This window comes from Pseudomonas sp. AS2.8 (genome assembly GCF_014190935.1).
Classification (GTDB): domain Bacteria; phylum Pseudomonadota; class Gammaproteobacteria; order Pseudomonadales; family Pseudomonadaceae; genus Chryseomonas.
In genome coordinates this window covers 739,316-765,183 of the sequence record NZ_JACHVV010000001.1, presented here as the reverse complement: position 1 = coordinate 765,183, position 25,868 = coordinate 739,316, and the positions used below count along the sequence as shown (strand labels likewise).

Genomic DNA, 25,868 nt, shown 5'->3' with positions numbered 1-25,868 from the left:
GTGAACGGCACCCGCGTCATCGTCGGCATGTCCGGCGGAGTGGATTCCTCGGTCTCGGCCCTCTTGCTCAAGGAGCAGGGCTATCAGGTCGAGGGCCTGTTCATGAAGAACTGGGACGAGGACGACGGCACCGAGTATTGCACCGCCAAGGAAGACCTGGCCGACGCCCAGGCGGTCTGCGACCGCATCGGCATCACGTTGCACACGGCCAACTTCGCCGCCGAGTACTGGGACCACGTCTTCGAGCACTTCCTCGCCGAATACAAGGCCGGCCGGACACCGAATCCGGACATCCTCTGCAACCGCGAGATCAAGTTCAAGGCCTTCCTCGACTACGCCCTGGCCCTGGGCGCCGACCTGATCGCCACCGGCCACTATGTGCGCCGTCGCGACGTCGACGGCCAGACCCTGCTGCTCAAGGGACTGGATGCCAACAAGGACCAGAGCTATTTCCTCCACGCCGTGGGCGGCGAGCAGCTGGCGCGCACCCTCTTCCCGGTGGGCGAGCTGGAAAAGCCCGAGGTCCGCGCCATCGCCGAACTGCATGGCCTGGCCACCGCGCGCAAGAAGGACTCCACCGGCATCTGCTTCATTGGCGAGCGCCGCTTCAGCGACTTCCTCAAGCAGTACCTGCCGGCCCAGCCGGGCGACATCGAGACCACTACCGGCGAGGTCATCGGCCGCCACCACGGCCTGATGTACCACACCATCGGCCAGCGCCAGGGCCTGGGCATCGGTGGCATGAAGGACGCCGGTGACGATCCCTGGTACGTGCTGAGCAAGGACCTGACGCGCAATGTGCTGATCGTCGGCCAGGGCAATGCCCACCCCTGGCTGTTCGCCGAGGCGCTGACCGTCAGCGAGATGTTCTGGGTCAATGACCTGGAGCTCGCCCAGCCGCGCCGCCTCACCGCCAAGGTCCGCTATCGCCAGCAGGACCAGCCCTGCCGGATCGAACGCCAGGGCGTCGGCTACCGGGTGGTCTTCGACGAACCCCAGCGCGCCGTGACCCCTGGCCAGTCGGTGGTCTTCTACGACGGCGACGTCTGCCTGGGCGGCGGCGTGATCGAACACTATCAACCCGCCTGCGCCGAGGCGCCCGCCGCATGAATCGTACCCAGGAACAACTCATCGCCCTGGGCGGTGTCTTCCAGGCCGCCCTGCTGGTCGACCAACTGGCGCGCACCGGCCAGGTCGCGGAAGAACCCCTGGCCTGCCTGCTCGGCAGCCTGCTGGTGCGCGATCCGGGCAGCACCCTGGACGTCTACGGCGGCAGTGTCGCGCCCCTGCGCGAGGGCCTGGGCGCCCTGTCCAGCACCCTGGAGCGCAATCCCAACAGCCTGCAGCGCGAGCCCCTGCGCTATGCCCTGGCGATGACCGCCCTGGAACGCAAGCTGGAGAAGCGGGGCGACCTGCTCGACCTCATCGGCCGGCGCCTAACCACGATCCAGTCCCAGGTCGAGCACTTCGGAGTGGCCCACGAAAACGTCATCGCCGCCTGCGGAGGCCTCTACGAGGACACCCTGAGCACCTTCAAGCAGCGCATCCAGGTGCACGGCGAGATGCGCTACCTGCAGCAGTCCGCCACCGCCTCGCGGGTGCGCGCCCTGCTGCTGGCTGGCATCCGCTCCGCCCGCCTGTGGCGCCAGCTCGGCGGTCATCGCTGGCAGCTGGTGCTCAATCGTCGCAAGCTGCTCGACAACCTCTATCCCCTGCGCAACGGGTGATCCCGGACCGGCCGGTGGCGGTACTAAAGCGCCGGCCTTTGCGTGTAGAATTCCGCCCCTTTCTCCCCCGCTACCAAGAGAATGCCCATGCAGCTCTCCTCGCTCACCGCCGTATCGCCCATCGACGGCCGTTACGCCGGCAAGACCGCCGCCCTGCGCCCCATCTTCAGCGAATTCGGTCTGATCCGTTTCCGCGCCCAGGTCGAGGTCCGCTGGCTGCAGCGCCTGGCCGCCCACGCGGGCATTCCCGAGGTCGCACCCTTCTCCGCCCAGGCCAATGCCCTGCTGAACAAGCTGGCCACCGACTTCAGCGTCGAGCAGGCGCAGCGGGTCAAGGACATCGAGCGCACCACCAACCACGACGTCAAGGCCATCGAGTACCTGCTCAAGGAAGAGGTCGCTGGCCTGCCGGAACTGGCCGCGGTGAGCGAATTCATCCACTTCGCCTGCACCTCCGAGGACATCAACAACCTGTCCCATGCGCTGATGCTGCGCGAAGGCCGTGACCAGGTGCTGCTGCCGCTGATGCGCCAGATCGCCGGCGAGATCCGCGTGCTGGCCCACCGCTTCGCCGACGTGCCCATGCTCTCGCGCACCCATGGCCAGCCCGCCTCCCCCACCAGCCTGGGCAAGGAACTGGCCAACGTGGTCTATCGCCTGGAGCGCCAGATCGAGCAGATCGCCGCCGTCCGCCCGCTGGGCAAGATCAACGGCGCCGTGGGCAACTACAACGCCCACCTGTCCGCCTACCCGGACGTAGACTGGGAAGCCAATGCGCGCACCTTCATCGAAGGCGACCTCGGCCTGACCCTGAATCCCTACACCACCCAGATCGAGCCGCACGACTACATCGCCGAGCTGTTCGACGCCATCGCCCGCTTCAACACCATCCTGATCGACTTCGACCGGGACATCTGGGGCTACATCTCCCTCGGCTACTTCAAGCAGAAGACCGTAGCCGGCGAGATCGGCTCCTCGACCATGCCGCACAAGGTCAATCCCATCGACTTCGAGAACTCCGAAGGCAACCTGGGTATCGCCAACGCGATCCTCCAGCACCTGGCCAGCAAGCTGCCGATCTCCCGCTGGCAGCGCGACCTGACCGACTCCACCGTGCTGCGCAACCTGGGCACCGGCCTGGCCCACGGCGTGATCGCCTACGAAGCCACCCTCAAGGGCATCAGCAAGCTGGAACTCAACGCCGCCCGCATCGCCGAAGACCTGGACGCCTGCTGGGAAGTCCTGGCCGAGCCGGTGCAGACCGTGATGCGCCGCTATGGCGTGGCCAATCCCTACGAGAAGCTCAAGGAGCTGACCCGTGGCAAGGGCATCAGCGCCAGCGCCCTGCAGGACTTCATCGACGGCCTGGAAATCCCCGAGGCCGCCAAGGCGGAACTGCGCCAGCTGACCCCGGCCGGCTATATCGGCAACGCCGCCGAGCAGGCCCGCCGGGTCTGAGGCTGGCCACTTTTCTGCGCCCGGCCTCGCCGGGCGTTTTTCATTGCGCGAGGTGTGCATGAACCCGGATCAACCCCTGCAACTGCTCGGCGGCCTGACCGCCCGAGAATTCCTCCGCGACTACTGGCAGCAGAAACCCCTGCTGATCCGCCAGGCCCTCCCGGACTTCCAGAATCCCCTGGAACCCGACGAACTGGCCGGCCTGTCGCTGGAAGAGGAAATCGAATCCCGCCTGATCATCGGCCAGGACCGGACCTGGGAGCTGCGCCGCGGCCCGCTGCCGGAAGACACCTTCGCCGGCCTGCCCGAGCGGGACTGGACCCTGCTGGTGCAATCGGTCGACCAGTTCGTGCCCGAGGTGGCCGAGGTGCTGGAGTCCTTCCGTTTCCTGCCCAACTGGCGCGTCGACGACATCATGGTCAGCTATGCCGCCCCCGGTGGCGGTGTCGGCCCGCACTACGATCACTATGACGTCTTCCTGCTGCAGGGCCATGGCCGCCGCCGCTGGCGCATCGGCCAGCCGTGCAGCGCCGACAGCCCGCTGATCGATGGCCTGGAGCTGAAGATCCTCGCTGATTTCCAGCAGACCGACGAATGGGTCCTGGAACCGGGTGACATGCTCTACCTGCCGCCGGGTCTGGCCCACGACGGCATCGCCGAAGACGAGTGCATGACCTACTCCATCGGCTTCCGCGCGCCCAGCGCCGGCGAGGTGCTCACCCACTTCACCGACTTCCTCGCCCAGTTCATTCCCGAGGACGAGCGCTACAGCGACGCCGGTTGCGCACCGGCCAGCGCGCATCCGGCGGAGATCCCGCCCGAGGCCATCGAGCGCCTGCGCGGTCTGATGGAGCGCCACCTGAGCGACGATCGCCTGTTGCTGGCCTGGTTCGGCCAGCACATGACCGAGCCGCGCTATCCGGAGCGGGTCGCCGGGGAAAACCTCAGCGCCAAGCAGCTGCGCAAGGAGCTCGACGAAGGCGGCCTGCTGATGCGCAATCCCAGCGGGCGCATCGCCTGGAGTCGCATGGAAGACGAGGTGATGGTCTTCGCCAGCGGCCAGAGCCGCCTGCTGCCCATGCGACTGCAACCGCTGCTCGACCTGCTATGCTCGGCGGAGGTCCTGCACGAGGCCAATCTCGCGCCCTGGCTGCAGGACGAAGACGCCATGCGTCTGATCCGCGAGCTGCTCCAGCAGGGCAGTCTGATCTTCGCCGGAGAAGACGACGACGAGTGATAGGGAGCCGCCGTGGACGAGTCCTTTGCCGATCTGACCCTGGACGGCCTGCCCGAACCCCAGCTCGGCCAGGACTTCGCCCTGCGCCTCGAAGGCCTGGACGCCCTGCGTGAGCACGGCGTCCGCCTCATCGCTCAAGCCAGCCGCCAGCTGTGCCTCCAGACGCCCGATCTGGAGGGACCGCTCTATGACAACCTCGCGGTCGAGGCGGCGATCAAGCGCCTGCTGCTGGGCCATCCGCGGCATCAGGTGCGCATCCTGATCAACGACAGCGCCAGTGCCGTGCGCCAGGGCCATCGACTCATCGCCCTGGCGCAGCGCCTGACCAGCAATCTGCTGATCCGGCGGCCACCGCCCGATCGGCAACCGGAAGGCAGCTGCCTGATCGTCGACGACCAGGCCCTGCTGCGGCGCACGGGCAGCGCCCCCACCGGCTTCGTCCGCTATGGCGACCGCGCCGCCGTCAAGGTCCAGCAGCAGGTCTTCGATCGCCTCTGGGCGATCAGCCAGGCGGATCAGGAATTGCGGAGGATGGTGCTGTGAAGGGCCTGCTGGCGATTCTGCTGCTGTTGACGGCCACTGCCTGGGCCGCCCCTCGTACCGAAGTCATTCCCCTGCAATACCGCACCGCCGACGATCTGCTGCCTACCCTGCAGGCTGTCCTGGGCAGCGAAGGCAAAATCAACGTCTATGGCAATCAGCTGATCGTCAACGCCGAGCCGGCCAAGCTGGCCGAGATCAAGAATCTGCTGGCCCAGCTGGATACCCAGCCCCGGCGCCTGCTCATCACCCTGGCCACCCGCGCCGGCAGCTCGGGCGCCAGTCAGGGTTATTCGGTAAACGGCAACCTGCGTTCGCCCCAGGTACGCATCATCGAGGACAGCACCGACCAGAAGGAGGATGGTGCCCAGCGCGTCCAGGTCACGGAGGGCTACCCCGCCTTCATCCGCTTCGGCGAAGACGTGCCGGTGACCACCTACCAGACCTCGCCCTATGGTCAGAGCTCCGCCCAGACCGATTACCGCCGCCTCGAACGGGGCTTTCAGGTCACTGCCCGCCTGAGCGGCAATCTGGTGCACCTGGACATCAACAGCGTCGACGATCGGGCCGCCGCCATGCGCCCGGGCACGGTGCAGACCCAGAGCGCCGCCACCCGCATCAGCGGCCCCCTGGGCCAATGGCTGGATCTGGGCGGCTTCCGCCAGCAGGTGGAGGGCGACCAGAACGGCCTTACCCGCTACTACTCGACCGAGGGCCGTAACGACCGTCAGTTGAGCATTCGTGCCGATCTCGTCGACTAGCAAAGCGGCGAACGGTAGAACTCCTGCAGCTGCCGGCAATCTAGGACACAGGAACGGAAAGAACTTATTTGAGAATAATTCTTATATTCATTCTCAAATAAACTTGAAGTTCCGTTTAGTTTGATTCAAAGCAGTCCAATAGAATCTTTTTGGACCAATAAATTTACAGAATGAATCGATAGAGCATAAAATCTGTCTGTCTTGCGACACCGTGTCGCACTGATAGCGCCTGATACCCAATAATTAAGGATTCAAAGCATGTCTGAGTCGATCAGCCTACTGACCCACAACTGGAGCTTCGCGGTATTTCTCCTGGGCGTGGTTGGTCTGATCGCCTTCATGCTCGGAGTCTCGAGCCTGCTCGGCAGCAAAGCCGTGGGCCGCAGCAAGAACGACCCCTTCGAGTCCGGCATCGTCCCCACCGGGGGTGCCCGTCTCCGTCTCTCTGCCAAGTTCTACCTGGTCGCGATGCTCTTCGTGATCTTCGACGTCGAAGCCCTCTTTCTCTTCGCCTGGTCGGTGTCCATCCGTGAATCGGGATGGGCCGGCTTCGTGGAAGCCTCCATTTTCATAGCAATTCTGTTGGCGGGTCTTGTCTACCTGTGGCGAATCGGAGCGCTCGATTGGGCGCCTGCGAGCCGTCGCGAGCGGCAGGCGAAGTCGAAACAATGAGGCTTTGGCAATGCAATACAATCTCACCCGGATCGATCCCGATGCGGCAGTAGACCGCTATCCGGCCGGCCAGCGGGAAACCGTAGCCGACCCCGTCGAAAGTCAGGTCAACCGCAGCATCTTCATGGGCAAGCTCGAAGATGTCCTGCGGGGCGCGGTCAATTGGGGACGTAAGAACTCCCTGTGGCCGTACAACTTCGGCCTGTCCTGCTGCTATGTGGAAATGACCACCGCCTTCACGGCGCCCCATGACATCGCCCGCTTCGGCGCCGAAGTCATCCGGGCCTCGCCGCGTCAGGCCGACTTCATGGTCATCGCCGGCACCCCCTTCATGAAGATGGCCCCGGTCATCCAGCGCCTGTACGAGCAGATGCTGGAACCCAAGTGGGTGATCTCCATGGGCGCCTGCGCCAACTCCGGCGGTATGTACGACATCTACTCGGTCGTTCAGGGCGTGGACAAGTTCCTGCCCGTCGACGTCTACGTGCCCGGCTGCCCGCCTCGCCCCGAAGCCTTCCTCCAGGGCCTGATGCTCCTGCAGGACTCCATCGGTGAAGAGCGCCGCCCCCTGTCCTGGGTGGTGGGCGACCAGGGTATCTACCGCGCCGAGATGCCTTCGCAGCGCGAGCAGAACCGCGAGCGCCGCATCCAGGTCACCAACCTGCGCAGCCCAGACGAAGTGTAGGTCCCTTCCGGGACCTGCACGCTGACGACGATCGATTAGCGACGGAACATCATGACCGCAGACACCGCTCTGTCCGCCTCTGCGCTCGCCCCTGCCGGCGAAGCGTCGGTGGTTGGCGAACTCCAGGGCCAATTCGGCGCCGACGCCCTGACCCTGCAAGACACCCGTACCGGCATGCCGGTGATCTGGGTGGCGCGCGAAAGAATCATCGAAGTACTGCGCTTCCTGCGCAACCTGCCCCGCCCCTACGTCATGCTCTATGACCTGCATGGCGTGGACGAGCGTCTGCGGACTCACCGCCGCGGTCTGCCCAACGCGGACTTCACCGTTTTCTACCACCTGCTGTCCATCGACCGTAACAGCGATGTGATGCTCAAGGTGGCCCTGTCCGCCAACGACCTGCGCCTGCCCACCGCCACCGGCATCTTCCCCAATGCCAACTGGTACGAGCGGGAAGTGCTGGACATGTACGGCATCCATTTCGACGGTCACCCGCTGCCCAAGCGCATGCTGATGGCCGACAACTGGCAGGGTCATCCGCTGCGCAAGGACTATCCGGCGCGCGCCACCGAGTTCGATCCCTATGCGCTGAACGCCGCCAAGCAGGATCTCGAACAGGAAACCCTGAGATTCAAGCCCGAGGAATGGGGCATGAAGGAGCATGCGGAGAATTCCGACTTCATGTTCCTCAACCTGGGCCCGAACCACCCCTCCGCCCACGGTGCCTTCCGCATCATCCTGCAGCTGGACGGCGAGGAGATCGTCGACTGCGTGCCGGAGATCGGCTACCACCACCGCGGTGCCGAGAAGATGGCCGAGCGCCAATCCTGGCACAGCTACATCCCCTATACCGACCGGATCGATTACCTGGGCGGGGTGATGAACAACCTGCCCTACGTCCTGTCGGTGGAAAAGCTCGCCGGCATCAAGGTGCCGTCGCGGGTCGACTTCATCCGCGTGATGATGGCCGAGTTCTTCCGCATCAACAGCCACCTGCTGTACCTGGGTACCTATATCCAGGACGTCGGCGCCATGACCCCGGTGTTCTTTACCTTCACCGACCGCCAGCGCGCCTACAAGGTGATCGAGGCCATCACCGGCTTCCGCATGCACCCCGCCTGGTTCCGCATCGGCGGCGTCGCCCACGACCTGCCGCGCGGCTGGGACAAGCTGGTCCGCGAATTCCTCGACTGGATGCCCAAGCGTCTGGACGAGTACGAAAAGGCCGCGATGAAAAACAGCATCCTCATCGGCCGGACCAAGAACGTCGCCGTCTACAACACCAAGGAAGCCCTGGAGTGGGGTGTCACCGGCCCCAACCTGCGCGCGACCGGCCTGGACTTCGACCTGCGCAAGGCCCGCCCCTACTCCGGCTACGAGAACTTCGAATTCGAAGTGCCCATCGCCCACAACGGCGACTGCTACGACCGCGGCATGCTGCGCGTCGAGGAGATGCGCCAGAGCCTGCGCATCATCGAGCAGTGCCTGCAGCACATGCCCGAGGGCCCGTACAAGGCGGATCACCCGCTGACCACGCCGCCGCCCAAGGAGCGCACCCTGCAGCACATCGAGACCCTGATCACCCACTTCCTGCAAGTGTCCTGGGGTCCGGTCATGCCGGCCGGCGAAGCCTTCCAGATGATCGAGGCGACCAAGGGCGCCAACAGCTACTACCTGACGAGCGATGGCAGCACCATGAGCTACCGCACCCGCATCCGGACGCCGAGCTTCCCGCACCTGCAGCAGATCCCGGCCGTCATCCGCGGCAGCATGGTGTCCGACCTGATTGCCTACCTGGGCAGTATCGACTTCGTCATGGCCGACGTGGACCGCTGAGCATGAGCACCGAAACCCTGATCCAAACCGACCGTTTCGTCCTGAGCGAAACCGAGCGCTCGGCCATCGAGCACGAGATGCATCACTACGAGGACCCGCGCGCGGCGTCCATCGAAGCCCTGAAGATCGTCCAGAAGGAACGTGGCTGGGTGCCGGATGGCGCCATCTATGCCATCGGCGAAGTACTGAGCATTCCCGCCAGCGACGTCGAGGGCGTGGCGACCTTCTACAGCCAGATCTTTCGCGTGCCGGTCGGCCGCCACATCATCCGGGTGTGCGACAGCATGACCTGCTACATCGGCGGCCACGAATCCGTGGTCGGCGAGATCCAGCGCCAGCTGGGCATCGGCCTGGGCCAGACCACCACCGACAGCCGCTTTACCCTGCTGCCGGTCTGCTGCCTGGGCAATTGCGACAAGGCCCCGGCACTGATGATCGACGACGACACCCATGGCGATGTCCAACCTGCGGGCGTGGCCAAACTGCTGGAGGGATACGCATGAGACTGACCTCCTTCGGGCCTGCCAACAGCATCGCCCGTACTCCCGAGACCCATCCCCTGACCTGGCGCCTGCGTGAAGACGGCGCCCCGGTCTGGCTGGAGGAATACCAGGCGAAGGACGGCTATGCCGCCGCGCGCAAGGCGCTGACCGAGCTGGCGCCCGACGCCATCGTCCAGGAAGTCAAGGACTCCGGTCTCAAAGGCCGCGGCGGTGCGGGCTTCCCCACCGGCGTGAAGTGGGGCCTGATGCCCAAGGACGAATCCCTCGATATCCGCTACCTGCTGTGCAACGCGGACGAGATGGAGCCCAACACCTGGAAGGACCGCCTGCTCATGGAGCAGCTGCCGCACCTGCTGGTGGAGGGCATGCTGATCAGTGCCCGGGCGCTCAAGGCCTATCGCGGCTACATCTTCCTGCGCGGCGAGTACGTCGACGCCGCCGCCAACCTGCGGCGCGCGGTGGAAGAAGCCAAGGCTGCCGGCCTGTTGGGCAAGAACATCCTCGGCAGCGGCTTCGACTTCGAGCTGTTCGTCCACACCGGCGCCGGTCGCTACATCTGTGGCGAAGAGACCGCGCTGATCAACTCCCTGGAAGGCCGCCGCGCCAACCCGCGCTCCAAGCCGCCCTTCCCCGCCGCCGTCGGCGTCTGGGGCAAGCCGACCTGCGTCAACAACGTCGAGACCCTGTGCAACGTGCCGGGCATCGTCGCGGGTGGCGTCGACTGGTACAAGAGTCTGGCCCGCGAAGGCAGCGAAGACATGGGCACCAAGCTCATGGGCTTCTCCGGCAAGGTGAAGAATCCCGGCGTCTGGGAATTGCCCTTCGGCATCACCGCCCAGGAACTGTTCGAGGACTACGCCGGCGGCATGCGCGACGGCTTCACGCTCAAGTGCTGGCAGCCCGGTGGCGCCGGTACCGGCTTCCTGCTGCCCGAGCACCTCTCGGCGCAGATGTACGCCGGCGGCATCGGCAAAGTCGGCACCCGCATGGGTACCGGGCTGGCCCTGGCCGTGGACGACAGCGTCAACATGGTCTCGCTGCTGCGCAACATGGAAGAGTTCTTTGCCCGCGAATCCTGTGGCTGGTGCACCCCCTGCCGCGACGGGCTGCCCTGGAGCGTCAAGCTCCTGCGCAGCCTGGAAAAGGGCGAGGGACAACAGGGCGATCTGGACACCCTGCTGCAACTGGTCAACTTCCTCGGCCCGGGCAAGACCTTCTGTGCCCACGCACCGGGCGCCGTCGAGCCCCTGGGTAGTGCCATCAAGTATTTCCGCGAAGAGTTCGAGGCCGGTGTGCGCAAGGCGCCCAGCGAGCCGCGACCGACTGCTTCGGCGAGCGTGACCTGAGGACCGGCCCCCACGGGGGCCGCTCCCATCGCTTTCTGGCCGGACCCGCTCCGGCCGGCGCCGCCTCTGGCGATCGTCAGGGCGGCGCGAACGTTTTCCCATTAGCCAGACCCGCCCCGCGCGGGTGAGAAGAAAACCCTATGGCCACTATCCACGTAGACGGCAAGACGTACGAGGTCGACGGGGCGGATAACCTCCTCGAAGCCTGCCTGTCCCTGGGGCTCGACATCCCCTATTTCTGCTGGCACCCGGCGCTGGGCAGCGTCGGCGCCTGCCGCCAGTGCGCGGTCAAGCAGTTCGCCGACGAGAATGACACCCGCGGGCGCCTGGTCATGTCCTGCATGACCCCGTCCAGCGACAAGACCTACATCTCCATCGAAGACGCCGAAGCCAAGGAATTCCGCAGCTCGGTCATCGAATGGCTGATGACCAACCATCCCCACGACTGTCCGGTCTGCGAAGAAGGCGGCCACTGCCACCTGCAGGACATGACGGTGATGACAGGCCACAACAAGCGCCGCTATCGCTTCACCAAGCGTACCCACCAGAACCAGGACCTCGGCCCGTTCGTCGCTCACGAGATGAACCGCTGCATCGCCTGCTATCGCTGCGTGCGCTATTACAAAGACTATGCCGGCGGTACCGACCTGGGCGTCTACGGCGCCCACGACAACGTCTACTTCGGCCGCGTCGAGGACGGTGCCCTGGAGAGCGAATTCTCCGGCAACCTGACCGAGGTCTGCCCCACCGGGGTGTTCACCGATAAGACCCACTCCGAGCGCTACAACCGCAAGTGGGACATGCAGTTCGCCCCGAGCATCTGCCATGGCTGCTCCTCGGGCTGCAACATCAGCCCCGGCGAGCGCTATGGCGAACTGCGCCGCATCGAGAACCGCTTCAACGGCTCGGTGAACCAGTACTTCCTCTGCGACCGTGGCCGCTTCGGCTATGGCTATGTCAATCGCAAGGATCGTCCGCGCCAGGCCCTATTGAAGGACGGCAGCCTGGAGACCGGCATCGACGCCGCCCTCGATCGTGCCGCCCTGCTGCTGCGCGGCAAGAAGGTGATCGGCATCGGTTCGCCGCGTGCCAGCCTGGAAAGCAACCACGCCCTGCGCGAGCTGGTCGGCGCGGAGAACTTCTCCAGCGGCATGAGTGCCCGTGACCTGGCCAACGTGCGCCTGGTCCTGCAGGTGCTCAAGGACAGCCCCCTGCCCGTCCCGACCCTGCGCGCCATGGAGAAGCACGATGCCGTCTTCGTCCTCGGCGAGGATCTGACCCAGACCGCGGCCCGCCTGGCGCTGTCCCTGCGGCAGTCCGTCAAGGGCAAGCCCGAGGCCATGGCCGCGGCGCAGAAGATCCAGCCCTGGCTCAACGCGGCCGTGCAGAACATTGGCCAGAGCGAGCGCAATCCGCTGTTCATCGCCAGCGTGGCAGCCACCCGCCTGGACGACGTCGCCGACGCCCGCCTGCATGGCTCGCCGCTGGAACTGGCCCGTTTCGGCCATGCCGTAGCCCATGCCATCGACGCCAGCGCTCCGGCCGTCGACGGTCTGAGCGACGAGGTCGCCGAGCAGGCGCGCCTGCTAGCCGAAACCCTGCTGGCGGCCGAACGTCCGCTGGTGGTGTCCGGTACCTCCCTGGGTGAGCCGGCGCTGATCGAGGCCGCCGCCAACCTGGCCAAGGCCCTGGCCGCCAAGGGCAAGGCCGGCTCCCTGAGCCTGGTGGTGCCCGAAGCCAACAGCCTGGGCCTGGCGCTCTACGGCGGCGAGTCCGTCGAAGACGCCTTCGCGGCCCTGGAAAACGGCCAGGCCGACGCCCTGGTGGTGCTGGAGAACGACCTCTATCGCCGTGCCCCTGCCCAGCAGGTGGAGCAGGCCCTGGCTCGCGCCCAGGTGCTGGTGGTGCTGGATCACCAGCGCACCGCCACCGCCCAGCGCGCCGATCTGGTGCTGCCGGCGGCGAGCTTCGCCGAAGGCGACGGTACCCTGGTCAGCCAGGAAGGTCGCGCCCAGCGCTTCTTCCAGGTCTATGAGCCGAGCTACTACGATCCCTCCAGCCTGGTCCGCGAAGGCTGGCGCTGGCTGCACGCCCTGCGCAACACCCTGGACAACCGTCCGGTGGACTGGACCCAGCTGGACCATGTCACCGACGCCGTGGCCACCGCCGCCCCGCAACTGGACGGCATCCGCGACGCCGCGCCCAACGCCAGCTTCCGGGTCAAGGGCCTCAAGCTCGCCCGCGAACCGCATCGCTACAGTGGCCGCACCTCCATGCGCGCCAACCTCAGCGTGCACGAGCCGCGTGCGCCCCAGGACGCCGACACCGCCTTCGCCTTCTCCATGGAAGGCTATGCCGGCAGCGCCGAGCCGCGTCAGCAGATCCCCTTCGCCTGGTCGCCGGGCTGGAACTCGCCCCAGGCTTGGAACAAGTTCCAGGACGAGGTCGGTGGTCACCTGCGCGCTGGCGATCCGGGCGTGCGCCTGATCGAGACCCAGGGCGATCGCCTGGGCTGGTTCGCCGTCCCGGCCGCGGTCGTGCGCGATAACGCGTCCGGCTTCCAGGCCGTGCCGCTGTACCACCTGTTCGGCAGTGAAGAGACCTCTTCGCGCGCCGAGCCGGTGCGCGAGCGCATCCCGGCCGCCTACGTGGCGCTGGCCAAGGCCGATGCCGACCGCCTGGGCGTCAACGAAGGCGCACTGCTGCGCCTGCAGGTCGCCGGCCAGGAATTGCGCCTGCCGCTGCAGATCAAGCCCGAGCTGTCGGCTGGCCTGGTCGGCCTGCCCGCCGGCTTCGAAGGGATTCCGGTGGACTTCGCCGGCCTCACCGTGGAAGGACTGCAGGAGGCCGCGGCATGACCTGGCTCACCCCCACCCTCATCGCCGTGGTGATCGGCATCCTCAAGGCCATCGTCATCCTCCTGGCGGTGGTCATTTGCGGCGCGCTGCTGAGCTTCGTCGAACGGCGCCTGCTGGGTCTCTGGCAGGACCGCCACGGCCCCAACCGGGTCGGTCCCTTCGGCGCCTTTCAGCTCGGTGCCGACATGCTGAAGATGTTCTTCAAGGAGGACTGGACGCCTCCGTTCGCCGACAAGATGATCTTTAGCCTGGCGCCGGTGATCGCCATGGGTTCGCTGCTGGTGGCCTTCTCGGTCATCCCGATCACCCCCACCTGGGGCGTGGCGGACCTGAACGTCGGCCTGCTGTTCTTCTTCGCCATGGCCGGCGTCAACGTCTATGCCGTGCTCTTCGCCGGCTGGGCGAGCAACAACAAGTTCTCGCTGCTGGGCGCCATGCGCGCCTCGGCCCAGACCCTCTCCTACGAGGTGTTCATGGGTCTGTCGGTGATGGGCATCGTCGCGGTGACGGGTTCCTTCAACATGAGGGACATCGTCGAGGCGCAGCACCAGGGCTGGTGGTTCATCGTTCCCCAGTTCTTCGGCTTCTGCACCTTCTTCATCGCCGGCATCGCCGTCACCCACCGCCATCCCTTCGATCAGCCGGAGGCCGAGCAGGAGCTCGCCGACGGTTACCACATCGAATACGCGGGCATGAAGTGGGGCATGTTCTTCGTCGGCGAGTACATCGGCATCGTGCTGATCTCGGCGCTGCTGGTGACCCTGTTCTTCGGCGGCTGGCACGGTCCCTTCCTGGACACCCTGCCCTGGCTGTCGTTTTTCTGGTTCGCCCTGAAGACCGCCTTCTTCATCATGATCTTCATCCTGCTGCGCGCGTCCATTCCGCGTCCGCGCTACGACCAGGTAATGGCCTTCAGCTGGAAGTTCTGCCTGCCCCTGACCCTGATCAACCTGCTGGTGACCGGCGCGGTGGTGCTCTACAGCGCCTCGCCGGCCATCGGCCAGTGAGGTATCCGTCATGATCAAGGAAATCTTGCACGTCCTGCATGGCACCTACACCCAGTTGCGCAGCATCGTGATGGTCTTCGGCCACGCCTTCCGCAAGCGCGACACCCTGCAATACCCCGAGGAACCCGTGTACCTGCCGCCGCGCTACCGGGGCCGCATCGTGCTCACCCGTGACCCCGACGGCCAGGAGCGCTGCGTGGCGTGCAACCTGTGCGCCGTGGCCTGCCCGGTCGGCTGCATCTCGCTGCAGAAGACCGAAGCCGAAGACGGTCGCTGGTACCCGGAGTTCTTCCGCATCAACTTCTCGCGCTGCATCTTCTGCGGCATGTGCGAGGAGGCCTGCCCCACCACCGCCATCCAGCTGACCCCGGATTTCGAAATGTCCGAGTTCAAGCGCCAGGAGCTGGTGTACGAGAAGCAGGACCTGCTGATCTCGGGTCCGGGCAAGTATCCGGAATACAACTTCTACCGCGTGGCCGGCATGGCCATCGCGGGCAAGCCCAAGGGTGCCGCGCAGAGCGAGGCAGAGCCGATCAACGTGAAGAGCCTGCTGCCCTAAGGAGCTGTCGTGGAATTCGCCTTCTATTTCTCCGCTGGGGTGGCCGTCCTGGCCACCTTCCGGGTGATCACCAACACCAATCCGGTGCATGCGCTGCTGTACCTGATCATCTCGCTGCTGGCCGTGTCCATGGTGTTCTTCGCCCTGGGCGCGCCCTTCGCCGGCGCCCTGGAGATCATCGTCTACGCCGGTGCCATCATGGTGCTGTTCGTCTTCGTGGTGATGATGCTCAACCTCGGGCCGGTCGTCGCCGAGCAGGAACGCAAGTGGCTAACCCCCAAGGTCTGGATAGGTCCGTCGATCCTTGCCGGTGCGCTGCTGGTGGAACTGCTGGTGGTGCTCTCGCGCACGCCGGGCGGCGCCGCCATCGGGCATACCTCGGTAGAGGCCAAGGCCGTCGGCATCAGCCTGTTCGGACCCTATCTGCTGGCGGTCGAACTGGCCTCCATGCTGCTGCTGGGTGCCCTGGTCGCGGCCTATCACCTGGGTCGCAGCGACGTCAAAGACGGGATCGGCGAGTGAGTCGCCAAGGACTGGAGAACAGCCAATGAACGCCATACCTCTGGAACACGGCCTGGCCCTCGCCGGCGCCCTGTTCGCCCTTGGCCTGGTGGGCCTGATGGTCCGCCGCAACATCCTCTTCGTGCTCATGAGTCTGGAAATCATGATGAACGCCTCCGCCCTGGCCTTCGTGGTCGCGGGTAGCCGCTGGGGCGCTCCCGACGGCCAGGTGATGTTCATCCTGGTGCTGAGCCTGGCCGCCGCCGAGGCCAGTATCGGCCTGGCGATCCTGCTGCAGCTCTATCGCCGCTTCCACACCCTCGACGTCGATGCCGCCAGCGAGATGCACGGATGAACCTGCTACCCCTCACCTTCGCCTTTCCCCTGGTCGGCTATTTCCTGCTGGCCTTTTCCCGCGGTCGGCTGTCGGAGAATCTTTCCGCGCTGATCGGCGTGGGTTCGGTGGGCCTGGCGGCGCTGGTCGCCGCCTGGGCCGGCTGGAACTTCCACGTCGCGCCGCCCACCGATGGCCACCTGACCCTCGTCCTCTGGCAGTGGATGAACGTGGAGGGCTTCGCGCCCAACATGGCGCTCTATCTGGATGGCCTGTCGCTGACCATGCTCGGCGTGGTCACCGGCGTCGGCTTCCTGATCCACCTGTTCGCGTCCTGGTACATGCGCGGTGAAGAGGGCTATTCGCGCTTCTTCGCCTACACCAACCTGTTCATCTTCAGCATGTTGCTGCTGGTTCTCGGCGATAACCTGCTGCTGCTGTACTTCGGTTGGGAAGGCGTGGGTCTGTGCAGCTACCTGCTGATCGGCTTCTACTACAGCGAGCGCGCTAACGGCAACGCGGCGCTGAAGGCCTTCATCGTCACCCGCGTCGGCGACGTCTTCATGGCCTTCGGTCTGTTCATCCTGTTCATGACCCTCGGCACCCTGGACATCCAGGAGCTGCTGCAGAAGGCGCCCGACGTCTTCGCCAGTGGTGATCCGCTGATCGTGCTGGCCACCCTGGCGCTGCTCGGCGGCGCGGTCGGCAAGTCGGCCCAGCTGCCGCTGCAGACCTGGCTGGCGGACGCCATGGCCGGCCCCACCCCGGTCTCCGCCCTGATCCACGCGGCGACCATGGTGACCGCGGGCGTCTACCTGATCGCCCGGACCCACGGCCTGTTCCTGCTGGCACCGGAGATCTTGCACCTGGTCGGCATCATCGGTGCGGTGACCCTGGTGCTGGCCGGTTTCGCCGCCCTGGTGCAGACCGACATCAAGCGCATCCTGGCCTATTCGACCATGAGCCAGATCGGCTACATGTTCCTGGCCCTGGGTGTCGGCGCCTGGCAACCGGCGATCTTCCACCTGATGATCCACGCCTTCTTCAAAGCGCTGCTGTTCCTCGCCTCGGGTTCGGTGATCCTGGCCTGCCACCACGAGCAGAACATCTTCAAGATGGGCGGCCTGTGGAAGAAGATCCCCCTGGCCTACGCCAGCTTCGTGGTGGGCGGCTCGGCCCTGGCGGCGCTGCCGCTGGTGACCGCCGGTTTCTACTCCAAGGACGAGATCCTCTGGGAAGCCATGGCCAGCGGTCATACCTACCTGCTCTACGCAGGCCTGGCCGGTGCCTTCCTGACCTCGATCTACACCTTCCGCCTGATCTTCATCACCTTCCATGGCGCGGCGCATACCGAGGCCCATGCTGGCCACGGCATCGCCCACAACCTGCCGCTAGCGGTACTGCTGGTGCTCTCGACCTTTGTCGGCGCGATGATCGTGCCGCCACTGGCGGGCGTGCTGCCGGAATCGATCGGCCATGCCGGTGGCGAAGCCAAGCATTCCCTGGAGATCACCTCGGGGGCCATCGCCATCGCCGGTATCCTGCTGGCCGCCCTGCTCTTCCTCGGCAAGCGTTCCTTCGTGAACGGCCTGGCCAAGAGCGCGCCGGGTCGCTTCTTCGGGACCTGGTGGTATCACGCCTGGGGCTTCGACTGGCTGTACGACCTGATCTTCGTCAAGCCGTACCTGCTGCTGACCCGCCTGCTGCGTCGCGATCCCTTCGACCAGGCCATCGGCCTGATCCCGATGCTGGCCCGCGGCGGCAACCTGGCACTGAGCATCACCGAGAACGGCCGTCTGCGCTGGTACGCGGCTTCCATCGTGGGAGGCGCCGTGCTGTTGCTCGGCGCGCTGCTGCTGGCCTGACCCCCTGACTAAGGATAAGTACACGTCATGCTTCTGCCCTGGCTAATCCTGATCCCCTTCATCGGCGGCCTGCTCTGTTTCCTCACGGAAAAGACCGGCCCGCTGGTGCCCCGCTGGATCGCCCTGTTCACCATGCTGCTGGAGCTAGTGCTCGGCCTCTGGCTGTGGGCCCACGGCGACTACAGCCTGGCTCCGGCCCCTGGCGCCGATACCGCCTGGACCGCGGAATTCCAGATGAACTGGATTCCGCGCTTCGGCATCAGCCTGCACTTCGGCCTCGATGGCCTGTCGCTGCTGATGATCCTGCTCACCGGGCTGCTCGGTGTGCTGGCGGTGACCTGCTCTTGGCGCGAAGTGCAGCGCCACGTCGGCTTCTTCCACCTCAACCTGCTGTGGATCATCGGCGGCGTGGTGGGGGTGTTCCTGGCCCTGGACCTGTTCCTGTTCTTTTTCTTCTGGGAAATGATGCTGGTGCCGATGTACTTCCTGATCGCGCTGTGGGGCCATAGCTCCGCGGACGGCAAGAAGAGCCGCATCACCGCTGCCACCAAGTTCTTCATCTTTACCCAGGCCAGCGGCCTGATCATGCTGGTGGCGATCATCGCCCTGGTGCTGGTGAACTACGGTGCCACCGGCGTCCTGACCTTCGACTACGAAGACCTGTTGCAACTGCAGCTGGATCCCAAGCTGGAATACCTGCTGATGCTGGGCTTCTTCATCGCCTTCGCGGTGAAGCTGCCGGTGGTGCCGCTGCACTCCTGGCTGCCGGATGCCCACGCCCAGGCGCCGACCGCCGGTTCCGTCGACCTCGCCGGCATCCTGCTGAAGACCGCCGCCTACGGCCTGCTGCGCTTCGCCATCCCGCTGTTCCCCAACGCCTCGGCGGAATTCGCGCCGATCGCCATGTGGCTGGGCATCATCGGCATCTTCTACGGCGCCATCCTGTCGTTCGCCCAGACCGACATCAAGCGCCTGGTGGCCTACTCCAGCGTCTCGCACATGGGCTTCGTGCTGATCGGCATCTACTCCGGCAGCCCCCAGGCGCTGCAGGGCGTGGTGGTGCAGATGATCGCCCACGGCCTCTCCGCCGCCGGTCTGTTCATCCTCTGCGGCCAGCTCTATGAGCGCATGCACACCCGTGACATGCGCCAGATGGGTGGGCTCTGGGCACGGGTGCCCTACCTGCCGGCGCTGAGTCTGTTCTTCGCCTCGGCCTCGCTGGGTCTGCCGGGTACCGGCAACTTCGTCGGCGAATTCCTGATCCTGCTGGGCGCCTTCCCGGTGGTGCCGATGATCACCGTCATCGCCACCTTCGGCCTGGTGTTCGCCTCGGTCTACTCGCTGATCATGATCCACCGCGCCTACTTCGGTCCGGCCAAGGCCGAAGGCGCCCTGCCGGGTCTGAACGCACGGGAACTGTCGATGCTGCTGTTGCTTGGCGTGCTGCTGGTGCTGCTGGGCGTCTATCCGCAGCCGGTGCTGGATACCTCGGCCGCGAGCATGGCCGGTGTCCAGCAGTGGCTCGGCGAAGCCTTCTCCTCTCTCGTTTCCGCCCGGTAAGAGCGCCATGACCTTTACCTACGAACACTTCATCGCCCTCCTGCCGATCATCATCACCGGCTTCACCGCCGTGGTGGTGATGCTGGGCATCGCCTGGCGGCGGGATCACACCCTCATTCCCACCCTGGGCGTGATCGGTCTCAACCTGGCCCTGCTGTCCTGCATCCCGGCCCTTGGCGTCGGTGCCATCGACGTCACCCCGCTGCTGCGCATCGACGGCTTCACCTGCTTCTACATGGCGCTGATCCTGATCGCCACCCTGGCCTGCATGACCCTGTCGCATGCCTACATGGAAGGCTATCCGGGCAACCGTGAAGAGCTGTACCTGCTGCTGCTGATCTCCGCCACCGGGGGTCTGGTGCTGGTGGCGGCGCAGAACGTCGCCGGCCTGTTCATCGGTCTGGAACTGCTGTCGGTACCGGTCTACGGCCTGGTGGCCTACAGCTACTTCAATCGCCGCTCCCTGGAAGCCGGCATGAAGTACCTGGTGCTGTCCGCCGCCGGCTCGGCCATCCTGCTGTTCGGCATGGCCCTGCTGTACGCCCAGTCCGGCAGCCTGAACTTCGCCGACATCGGCATGCAGATGGACGCCCCGGCGAGCACCGGCCTGCTGATGGAAATCGGCCTCGGCATGCTGATCGTCGGTCTCGGCTTCAAGCTGTCGCTGGTGCCCTTCCACCTCTGGACCCCGGACGTCTACGAGGGCTCCCCGGCTCCGGTCGGCGCCTTCCTGGCCACCGCCAGCAAGGTCGCCGTGTTCGCCGTGCTGGTGCGGGTGTTCCAAACCATGCCCATGGCCACCGAAGACGGCTGGCTGCACGATGCCATCGCCTTCATCGCCATCGCCTCTATGCTGGTGGGCAACCTGCTGGCGCTGATGCAGAGCAACCTCAAGCGTCTGCTGGGTTACTCCTCCATCTCCCACTTCGGCTACCTGCTGGTGGCGGTGGCCTCGGGCGAAGGTCTGTCGATGGAAGCCGTGGCGGTCTACCTGGTGACCTATGTCTTCACCAGCCTGGGCGCCTTCGGCGTGATCACCCTGATGTCCAGCCCGAGCAACGGTCAGCGCGACGCCGATGCCCTGTTCGAGTACCGCGGCCTGTTCTGGCGCCGTCCGTACCTGACCGCGGCGCTGACGGTGATGATGCTGTCCCTGGCGGGCATTCCCCTCACCGCCGGCTTCATCGGCAAGTTCTACGTCATCACCGTGGGCGTGGAAGCGGGCATGTGGTGGCAGACCGCAGCCATCGTGCTGGGCAGCGCCATCGGCCTGTTCTACTACCTGCGCGTGATGGTTACCCTGTACCTGACCGAGCAGGGCCTGCAGCGCCACGATGCGCCGATGAACTGGGGGCAGCGCGCCGGTGGCGTGATGCTGATCGCCATTTCCATCGCGACCTTCGTCCTCGGCGTCTATCCGCAGCCGCTGCTGCAACTGGCGCAGCTGACGGTGTTCTGATCCAGGACATTGCCCTCGATCCCCGCTTCGGCGGGGATCGTCGTTTCTGGGGTCCGCAAGAGACCCGCCCTTGGCAGGGTCGCACCCCGACCGCTACCCTCGCCCCCTACCCTGCTTTCCCTGTCCTTTCCAGGAGACCTTTTTCTCCCATGCCTGCGTTGAAACCCCTCACCCTCGCCATCGGCCTGCTGCTCGGCAGCCAGGCCTTCGCCGCCCCTGTCTTCGACGTCACCGAACTCGGTGACCCGGCCACCGCTTGCAGCGACCTCGACACCTTCGTCAATGAAAAATGGGTCGCGGCCAATCCGATCCCGCCGGACAAGTCGCGCTGGGGGTCCTTCATGGCCCTGGGGGAGAAATCGCTCAACGACCAGCACACCATCCTGCAGCGCGCCGCCCGCACGGCGGATCGCGCGGCGGCGGGTTCGGTGGAACAGAAGATCGGCTGGTTGTATCGCTCGGGCATGGACGAGGCCGCCATCGAGCGGGCCGGCTATCGGCCGATCCAGGCGCAATTGGCGGCCATCGACGGATTGCGCACCACGGCCGATGTCGTGAAGTACCTGCAACAGAGCTTCGCCCGCGGCGACATGCAGGTGTTCTCCTTCGGCTCCGGCGCCGACTACCAGAATGCCAAGCAGCAGATCGCCTACGCCTATCAGGGTGGTCTGGGCCTGCCGACCCCCGACTACTACACCGAAGCCGACTACGCCAAGCTACGCCAGGCCTATCTCGGCCACATCGCCCGGCTGCTGGTGCTGACCGGCGTACCCAAGGCCCAGGCCGCCGCCCAGGCTGAGCTGGTGCTGGCCTTCGAAAGTCGCCTGGCGCGCGCCTCGGTCAAGCCGGTCGACCTGCGCAATCCGGAAAACCAGTATCACTACCTGAGCTTCGCCGACGCCAACAAGGTGACGCCGCACTTCGACTGGCAGGCCTTCTTCGCCAGCCAGGGCGTCACCGGCCAGCAGGGCTTTTCGCTGTCCCAGCCGGGCTTCTTCGCCGAATTCGACCGCATGCTGGCAGAGACCCCCATCGAGCAGTGGCAGGCCTATCTGCGCGCCCATGTGATCGATGACGCCGCCCCACTGCTGTCCAGGCCGTTCCAGCAGGAAAGCTTCGAATTCAACCAGAAGACCCTGAGCGGCCAGCAGCAGCAGAGCGAACGCTGGAAGCGGGTGCTGCGCGCGGTCAACGGCGCCATGGGCGAAGGCCTCGGCCAGCTCTATGTGCAGGAGCATTTCTCGCCCCAGGCCAAGGCCCGCGCCCAGGAGTTGGTGGACAACGTGATGCTGGCGCTCAAGGCGCGCATCGAGCAGCTCGACTGGATGAGCCCGGAAACCAAGCAGAAGGCACTGGCCAAGTGGGACAGCTTCCTGCCCAAGATCGGCTATCCGGAACGCTGGCGTGACTGGAGCGGCCTGACGCTCAAGCCCCAGGGATTCTATGCCAACCTGGAAGCCGCCTCGCGCTTCAACTATCGCCATGACCTGGACAAGATCGGCAAGCCCACCGATCGCCAGGAATGGGGCATGTACCCGCAGACGGTGAATGCCTACTACAGCCCCACCGACAACACCATCAACTTCCCCGCGGCCATCCTGCAGCCGCCGTTCTTCCATCCGGACGGCGACGACGCCATCAACTACGGCGGTATCGGCGCGGTGATCGGCCACGAGGCCAGCCATGGCTTCGATGACCAGGGCAGCAAGTTCGATGGCGCCGGCAATCAGGTCGACTGGTGGACCCCGGCCGATCGCAAGGCCTTCGAGGCGCGCACTGGCAAGCTGGTGGAGCAGTTCGACAACTACCAGCCGCTGCCGGACCATCCGGAGCTGCACGTCAACGGCAAGCTCACCCTGGGCGAGAACATCGGCGACCTCGGCGGCATCAATGCGGCCTACGACGCCCTGCAACTGGCCCTGGCGAAGAAGCCCGAGGAAGCGAAACGCAAGATCGACGGCTATACCCAGCAGCAGCGCTTCTTCCTCAACTGGGCGCGGGTCTGGCGGGGTTCGATCCGTGAAGAGCAGGCCCGCCTGTTCCTCAACACCGATCCCCATGCGCCCATGAGATTCCGTGCGCTCGGCGCGCCATCCAACATGCCGTCCTTTGCCCAGGCGTTCAGCTGCAAGGCGGGCGATGCCATGGTCCGGCCGGACGAGAAACGCGTGGAAATCTGGTGACGGCCCAGGGGCGTCCGGCGGGCGGGTATCGCTTTTGCATCGCCCGCCTTCTTTCCTCTCCGGCGCCCCCTACATGCCTCTAGAACTCGCCTTCGCCGAAGCCACCGCGACCGGTCCGCGCAAGGAGAATCAGGATGCCTTGCGCAGTGTCCAGCCCAGCGCGGCGCTGGCGGCGACTAAGGGGCATCTGTTCGCCCTCGCCGATGGCGTCAGCGGCTGTCCGGACGGTGGCCTGGCCGCCCGCGCCACTCTCCAGGCGCTGGCCCAAGATTACTATTCGACGCCGGAGACCTGGCCGGTGGCCCAGGCCCTGGAGCGATTGCTGCTGGCGCAGAATCGCTGGCTGCAGGCCGCGGGCAATGGCCAGCCGCTGCTGACCACCCTCACCGCCCTGGTGATCCGTGGACGCCGCTATACCCTGGCCCACGTCGGCGACTGCCGCGCCTACCGCTGGCACGGCGACCGGCTGACCTGTCTCACCGTCGATCACGTCTGGCAGCAGGCCGGCATGCAGCATGTGCTGACCCGCGCCCTGGGGCTGGAGAACCATCTGGTGGTGGACTTTCGCGAAGGCGAGCTGGAAGCCGGCGAAACCCTGCTCCTGGTGAGCGATGGCGTCTGGGCCGCGCTGGGCGAAGACAGCATGAGGCGGATCCTGGTCGATGGCGTCACGGAGCTGGATGCCACTGCCCAGGCCCTGGTGGCCGGCGCCCTGCATGCCGGTGGCCAGGACAACGCCAGCGCCCTGCTGGTACGGGTCGACAGCCTACCCGAGGTGTCCCTGGCCGATACCCTGGCCAGCGCCGACACCTGGCCGCCCTTGCCGGCGCTTAAGCCCGGCCAGTCCTTCGAGGGCTGGACGGTGGTGGAGCGCCTGGCCGAGTCGCGGCAATCGCTGCTCTACCGGGTCAAGGACGAGGGTGGCCGTCCCTGGCTGCTCAAGACCCTGCCCGCGGCGCTGCAATTCGACACCCTGGCCGGTCATGCCCTGCTCATGGAGGAGTGGTTCCTGCGCCGGGTCGCCGGGCGTGCCTTCGTCGAGGTCCATCCGTTGCCGCGGCGGGCGCATCTCTACTTCGTGCAACGGGAATATGCCGGTCGCACCCTGGCGCAGCAGCTACGCAGCGAAGGCCCCCTGGCCCTGGCCGACTGGCTGGACGTCGCCTCCCGCCTGCTGCGGGCCCTCGGCCAGCTGCACAGACGCAACATCCTTCACCGCGACATCAAGCCGGACAACCTGCATCGCGGCCAGGATGGCGAACTGCGCCTGCTGGACTTCGGCCTGGCCTACTGCCCGCAGCTGTCCGAGGATCTGCATGACAGCCCGGGCACCCCCAGCTACCGGGCGCCGGAGTCCTTCGAGGGCGCCGAGCCAAGTCCGGCCCAGGATCTCTATGCGACCGGGGTGACCCTCTATCAGCTGCTCACCGGCGGCTATCCGTACGGCGAGGTCGAACCCTTCCAGCGTCCACGCTTCGGCGCGCCCGCCAGTGCCCTGCGCCGACGTCCGGATGTACCCGCCTGGCTCGACGACTGGCTGCAGCGCGCCGTGGCGGTCGATCCCGGCGACCGCTTCGAAACCGCCGAAGAAGCCCTGCTGCTGCTGGAGCAGGGCGAGCGCCAACCCCTGGCCCGCCCGCTGCCGCTGTTGCAGCGCGATCCCCTGCGTACCTGGCAGATCGTGGCTGCCGGTTCGCTGCTGCTGAATCTGCTGCTGGTGCTGCTCTGGCTCTATCGGCACTAAAGACGTCGCGGCGTCATGCCCTCTTTTGCAGCACGCTGCGCCCAAAAGAGGCAGCTGGATGCCCATTTCCAGCCGCAAACCGCCTGAAAGGACGGATCCGGGCCTTGGCATGAAGCCTGCAATTCCACAGTACACATAGGTCTTTCTTCAACGGCGAGGAAAGACCTTCCGGACGAAGGCGTCCCAGCTGCTTGCAGCGGGACGCCTTTTTTTTGCGTTACAGTCGCCACCCTGGAAACGAGAGGTCACTACATGAGTGGGAAAGTCTGGTTGATCGGTGCCGGCCCCGGCGATCCCGAGCTGCTGACCCTCAAGGCGGTGCGCGCCCTGGGCGAGGCCGAGGTGGTGATGATCGATGACCTGGTCAATCCGGCGGTGCTCGAACACTGCCCGACCGCCCGGGTGATCCGCGTCGGCAAGCGCGGCGGCTGCCGCTCCACGCCCCAGGCCTTCATCCACCGCCTGATGCTGCGCTATGCCCGCCAAGGCCGATGCGTGGCCCGGCTCAAGGGCGGCGACCCCTGCATCTTCGGTCGCGCCGGCGAAGAAGCCGAATGGCTTGCCGCGCGCGGCGTCGCCAGCGATATCGTCAACGGCATCACCGCCGGCCTGGCCGGCGCCACCGCCTGCGGCATCTCCCTGACCCTGAGAGGCGTGGCCCGTGGCGTGACCCTGGTCACCGCCCACACCCAGGACGACAGCGCACCCAACTGGCCGGCCCTGGCGGCCACCGGCACCACCCTGGTGGTCTACATGGGCGTGGCGCGCCTGGCCGAGATCCAGCAGGGCCTGCTGGACGGCGGTCTCGCGCTGACCACGCCGGTGGCCATGATCGAGAACGCCTCCCTGCCGGACCAGCGCGAGTGCCGCTCGACCCTGCAGGACCTGCAGGTGGACGCCGCCCTCTTCCAGCTGCGCAGTCCGGCGATCCTGGTGATCGGCGAGGTGGTCGGCCAGGCCGCCCTGCAACAGGCCCTGAGCTTCGCCGCCCAGGCCTGAGCGGCGAACTCCGGAGCCCAGCCGCCGTTCCTAT

22 protein-coding genes are annotated in these 25,868 nt (G+C 66.0%); all 22 read left to right on the top strand.

The annotated features are described in order from the left end of the window. The 22 genes from mnmA (at window position 1) to cobA (ending at window position 25,834) form a co-directional block, all read left to right on the top strand. On the top strand, window positions 1–1,110 hold the full coding sequence (mnmA, locus tag FHR73_RS03460) for a tRNA 2-thiouridine(34) synthase MnmA (protein WP_183629579.1): 1,110 nt from the start codon (window positions 1–3) through the stop codon (window positions 1,108–1,110). Then, complete coding sequence (gene hflD / locus FHR73_RS03455; RefSeq protein WP_183629578.1) at window positions 1,107–1,727, top strand: high frequency lysogenization protein HflD; 621 nt, start codon at window positions 1,107–1,109, stop codon at window positions 1,725–1,727. The genes mnmA and hflD overlap by 4 nt, the downstream gene beginning before the upstream one ends. Window positions 1,728–1,814: 87 nt before the next feature. After that, window positions 1,815–3,185: an adenylosuccinate lyase gene (gene purB, locus FHR73_RS03450; RefSeq protein WP_183629577.1), complete on the top strand. Its 1,371-nt coding sequence runs from the start codon at window positions 1,815–1,817 to the stop codon at window positions 3,183–3,185. Between the two features lie 58 nt (window positions 3,186–3,243). Beyond that, window positions 3,244–4,422 carry a cupin domain-containing protein gene (locus FHR73_RS03445; RefSeq protein WP_183629576.1) on the top strand — a complete coding sequence of 393 codons (1,179 nt, stop codon included), beginning with the start codon at window positions 3,244–3,246 and terminating at the stop codon, window positions 4,420–4,422. A 12-nt stretch (window positions 4,423–4,434) separates the two neighbouring features. Next, on the top strand, window positions 4,435–4,965 hold the full coding sequence (locus FHR73_RS03440; RefSeq protein WP_183629575.1) for a histone acetyltransferase HPA2: 531 nt from the start codon (window positions 4,435–4,437) through the stop codon (window positions 4,963–4,965). Then, entirely contained in the window at window positions 4,962–5,723 is a 762-nt protein-coding gene (locus tag FHR73_RS03435) for a secretin N-terminal domain-containing protein (RefSeq protein WP_183629574.1), read from the top strand. Before FHR73_RS03440 ends, FHR73_RS03435 begins: the two co-directional genes overlap by 4 nt. Before the next feature lie 258 nt (window positions 5,724–5,981). After that, entirely contained in the window at window positions 5,982–6,395 is a 414-nt protein-coding gene (locus FHR73_RS03430) for an NADH-quinone oxidoreductase subunit A (RefSeq protein WP_007158885.1), read from the top strand. A 10-nt stretch (window positions 6,396–6,405) separates the two neighbouring features. Then, a complete protein-coding gene (locus FHR73_RS03425) occupies window positions 6,406–7,080 on the top strand; it encodes an NADH-quinone oxidoreductase subunit B family protein (RefSeq protein WP_007158886.1) in 675 nt (224 codons plus the stop codon). A gap of 51 nt (window positions 7,081–7,131) precedes the next feature. Beyond that, on the top strand, window positions 7,132–8,916 hold the full coding sequence (gene nuoC, locus FHR73_RS03420) for an NADH-quinone oxidoreductase subunit C/D (RefSeq protein WP_017642311.1): 1,785 nt from the start codon (window positions 7,132–7,134) through the stop codon (window positions 8,914–8,916). Between the two features lie 2 nt (window positions 8,917–8,918). Then, window positions 8,919–9,419, top strand: a complete 501-nt coding sequence (gene nuoE, locus FHR73_RS03415; protein WP_183629573.1) for an NADH-quinone oxidoreductase subunit NuoE — start codon at window positions 8,919–8,921, stop codon at window positions 9,417–9,419. Beyond that, the gene (nuoF, locus tag FHR73_RS03410) at window positions 9,416–10,765 is read left to right on the top strand and encodes an NADH-quinone oxidoreductase subunit NuoF (RefSeq protein ID WP_058790402.1); all 1,350 of its coding nucleotides are present in this window, start codon (window positions 9,416–9,418) and stop codon (window positions 10,763–10,765) included. The genes nuoE and nuoF overlap by 4 nt, the downstream gene beginning before the upstream one ends. A gap of 140 nt (window positions 10,766–10,905) precedes the next feature. Beyond that, complete coding sequence (nuoG, locus tag FHR73_RS03405; protein ID WP_183629572.1) at window positions 10,906–13,623, top strand: NADH-quinone oxidoreductase subunit NuoG; 2,718 nt, start codon at window positions 10,906–10,908, stop codon at window positions 13,621–13,623. Continuing rightward, window positions 13,620–14,630, top strand: coding sequence for an NADH-quinone oxidoreductase subunit NuoH (gene nuoH, locus FHR73_RS03400; RefSeq protein WP_183629571.1), 1,011 nt, complete (start codon window positions 13,620–13,622; stop codon window positions 14,628–14,630). The genes nuoG and nuoH overlap by 4 nt, the downstream gene beginning before the upstream one ends. Before the next feature lie 10 nt (window positions 14,631–14,640). Continuing rightward, window positions 14,641–15,189, top strand: coding sequence for an NADH-quinone oxidoreductase subunit NuoI (gene nuoI / locus FHR73_RS03395; protein ID WP_017642306.1), 549 nt, complete (start codon window positions 14,641–14,643; stop codon window positions 15,187–15,189). 9 nt (window positions 15,190–15,198) lie between these two features. After that, window positions 15,199–15,711: an NADH-quinone oxidoreductase subunit J gene (gene nuoJ / locus FHR73_RS03390; RefSeq protein ID WP_027599799.1), complete on the top strand. Its 513-nt coding sequence runs from the start codon at window positions 15,199–15,201 to the stop codon at window positions 15,709–15,711. 25 nt (window positions 15,712–15,736) lie between these two features. Continuing rightward, window positions 15,737–16,045, top strand: coding sequence for an NADH-quinone oxidoreductase subunit NuoK (nuoK, locus tag FHR73_RS03385; protein WP_183629570.1), 309 nt, complete (start codon window positions 15,737–15,739; stop codon window positions 16,043–16,045). Further along, window positions 16,042–17,889, top strand: a complete 1,848-nt coding sequence (nuoL, locus tag FHR73_RS03380) for an NADH-quinone oxidoreductase subunit L (RefSeq protein ID WP_183629569.1) — start codon at window positions 16,042–16,044, stop codon at window positions 17,887–17,889. Before nuoK ends, nuoL begins: the two co-directional genes overlap by 4 nt. Window positions 17,890–17,916: 27 nt before the next feature. Continuing rightward, the gene (gene nuoM, locus FHR73_RS03375; RefSeq protein ID WP_183629568.1) at window positions 17,917–19,449 is read left to right on the top strand and encodes an NADH-quinone oxidoreductase subunit M; all 1,533 of its coding nucleotides are present in this window, start codon (window positions 17,917–17,919) and stop codon (window positions 19,447–19,449) included. Between the two features lie 7 nt (window positions 19,450–19,456). Further along, a complete protein-coding gene (nuoN, locus tag FHR73_RS03370) occupies window positions 19,457–20,908 on the top strand; it encodes an NADH-quinone oxidoreductase subunit NuoN (protein ID WP_183629567.1) in 1,452 nt (483 codons plus the stop codon). A 149-nt stretch (window positions 20,909–21,057) separates the two neighbouring features. Next, on the top strand, window positions 21,058–23,091 hold the full coding sequence (locus tag FHR73_RS03365) for a M13 family metallopeptidase (RefSeq protein WP_183629566.1): 2,034 nt from the start codon (window positions 21,058–21,060) through the stop codon (window positions 23,089–23,091). Between the two features lie 73 nt (window positions 23,092–23,164). Next, window positions 23,165–24,835 (top strand): bifunctional protein-serine/threonine kinase/phosphatase, encoded by a 1,671-nt coding sequence (locus FHR73_RS03360; protein ID WP_183629565.1) that lies wholly within the window; start codon window positions 23,165–23,167, stop codon window positions 24,833–24,835. A gap of 252 nt (window positions 24,836–25,087) precedes the next feature. Continuing rightward, the gene (gene cobA / locus FHR73_RS03355) at window positions 25,088–25,834 is read left to right on the top strand and encodes a uroporphyrinogen-III C-methyltransferase (protein ID WP_183629564.1); all 747 of its coding nucleotides are present in this window, start codon (window positions 25,088–25,090) and stop codon (window positions 25,832–25,834) included. The last annotated feature ends 34 nt before the right edge of the window (window positions 25,835–25,868 follow it).

Bases quoted from the DNA above. Each gene is read 5' to 3' on its own strand.
- hflD (WP_183629578.1), top strand. From the start codon at position 1,107: ATGAATCGTACCCAGGAACAACTCATCGCCCTGGGCGGTGTCTTCCAG.
- purB (WP_183629577.1), top strand. From the start codon at position 1,815: ATGCAGCTCTCCTCGCTCACCGCCGTATCGCCCATCGACGGCCGTTAC.
- FHR73_RS03445 (WP_183629576.1), top strand. From the start codon at position 3,244: ATGAACCCGGATCAACCCCTGCAACTGCTCGGCGGCCTGACCGCCCGA.
- FHR73_RS03430 (WP_007158885.1), top strand. From the start codon at position 5,982: ATGTCTGAGTCGATCAGCCTACTGACCCACAACTGGAGCTTCGCGGTA.
- FHR73_RS03425 (WP_007158886.1), top strand. From the start codon at position 6,406: ATGCAATACAATCTCACCCGGATCGATCCCGATGCGGCAGTAGACCGC.
- nuoC (WP_017642311.1), top strand. From the start codon at position 7,132: ATGACCGCAGACACCGCTCTGTCCGCCTCTGCGCTCGCCCCTGCCGGC.
- nuoE (WP_183629573.1), top strand. From the start codon at position 8,919: ATGAGCACCGAAACCCTGATCCAAACCGACCGTTTCGTCCTGAGCGAA.
- nuoF (WP_058790402.1), top strand. From the start codon at position 9,416: ATGAGACTGACCTCCTTCGGGCCTGCCAACAGCATCGCCCGTACTCCC.
- nuoG (WP_183629572.1), top strand. From the start codon at position 10,906: ATGGCCACTATCCACGTAGACGGCAAGACGTACGAGGTCGACGGGGCG.
- nuoH (WP_183629571.1), top strand. From the start codon at position 13,620: ATGACCTGGCTCACCCCCACCCTCATCGCCGTGGTGATCGGCATCCTC.
- nuoI (WP_017642306.1), top strand. From the start codon at position 14,641: ATGATCAAGGAAATCTTGCACGTCCTGCATGGCACCTACACCCAGTTG.
- nuoK (WP_183629570.1), top strand. From the start codon at position 15,737: ATGAACGCCATACCTCTGGAACACGGCCTGGCCCTCGCCGGCGCCCTG.
- nuoL (WP_183629569.1), top strand. From the start codon at position 16,042: ATGAACCTGCTACCCCTCACCTTCGCCTTTCCCCTGGTCGGCTATTTC.
- nuoM (WP_183629568.1), top strand. From the start codon at position 17,917: ATGCTTCTGCCCTGGCTAATCCTGATCCCCTTCATCGGCGGCCTGCTC.
- nuoN (WP_183629567.1), top strand. From the start codon at position 19,457: ATGACCTTTACCTACGAACACTTCATCGCCCTCCTGCCGATCATCATC.
- FHR73_RS03365 (WP_183629566.1), top strand. From the start codon at position 21,058: ATGCCTGCGTTGAAACCCCTCACCCTCGCCATCGGCCTGCTGCTCGGC.
- FHR73_RS03360 (WP_183629565.1), top strand. From the start codon at position 23,165: ATGCCTCTAGAACTCGCCTTCGCCGAAGCCACCGCGACCGGTCCGCGC.
- cobA (WP_183629564.1), top strand. From the start codon at position 25,088: ATGAGTGGGAAAGTCTGGTTGATCGGTGCCGGCCCCGGCGATCCCGAG.